At 76.1% G+C, this 845-nt stretch carries 1 protein-coding gene and 1 pseudogene; one reads left to right on the top strand and one right to left on the bottom strand.

Translation table 11 applies throughout. The features are described from left to right. Positions 1–263 (bottom strand): annotated as a pseudogene (locus B7767_RS36580) (sensor histidine kinase); the annotation flags it as partial. 231 nt (positions 264–494) lie between these two features. Between B7767_RS36580 and B7767_RS36585 the strand changes: the two are divergent. Then, positions 495–845 (top strand): DUF6223 family protein (locus B7767_RS36585; protein ID WP_085575784.1); only part of this gene is annotated, 351 nt, incomplete at its 3' end.

Consider the following 845-nt stretch of genomic DNA (forward strand, 5'->3'; position numbering starts at 1 on the left):
AGGCAGGAGACGGCGAGCACCTCGAACCCGGCCGCCTGGTGGCCCACCGCGCACAGCCCGGTGACGGCCAGGACCACGAGCGGGGCCCGGCGGCGCGCGGCCGTAGCCAGCCCGCCGGCCGCCAGCAGCGCGCAGCCGAGCAACTCACGGTCCCCGGCCGGGTGCGGTCCGGACAGCCCGGTGCCCAGCATCAGCGCTGCCACGCCCACGGCGATCACCCGGTCGGTGACTTCGGCCGGGACGGCGAGCCGCCCTTTGTCCATGGGTGCACCGTAGCCGGATGCGGTGGTGGGCGAGTCCGACTCGTGGAGGAGTGGTCGGCTACCGCGTGCGTGGTACCGGCGCGTCGCCTGACGCGTCCGCGGTATCCGGATGCCGCGGCGGCGGTAGCGGGAAGTGTCCGCGCCTGCCGGACGACCGGCGGGAGGGCCGGCGCGCATGCTTTCGGCACACATCGGACTTCGGAAGCAACGACGCAGAAGGAGGAGAGCGGCATGAGTGCTTCAGCAGTGCTGGCGGCGGCCGCCGAGGGCGGGATCATCGGTGACGGGCGGACCGGTGCCAACCTGGCCCTCGGGGTGGGGGTGCTCGGCCTGGTTGTCGGCCGGCTGGCCCTGGCCCGCGCCGGCGGCCGGATCGGCGTCGGCAACGCGCGCGTCGGCGGGATGTCGGCCATCGTGGTGGGAACGGTCGGCACGGTCCTCGCGGTGCTGCACGCGGCCACCTCCGGTGGCGGTCCCGGCACCGGCAACGGGCTCGTCGGCGCCGTCGTGGCCATCCCGCTGGGGCTGGGCGCCGTGCTCCTCGGCCGCCGGGTGCTGACCCGGTGCCGCCGCGCCGACCGG

Origin of the sequence: Streptomyces sp. 13-12-16 (assembly GCF_002114215.1) — a bacterium.
GTDB lineage: Bacteria > Actinomycetota > Actinomycetes > Streptomycetales > Streptomycetaceae > Streptomyces.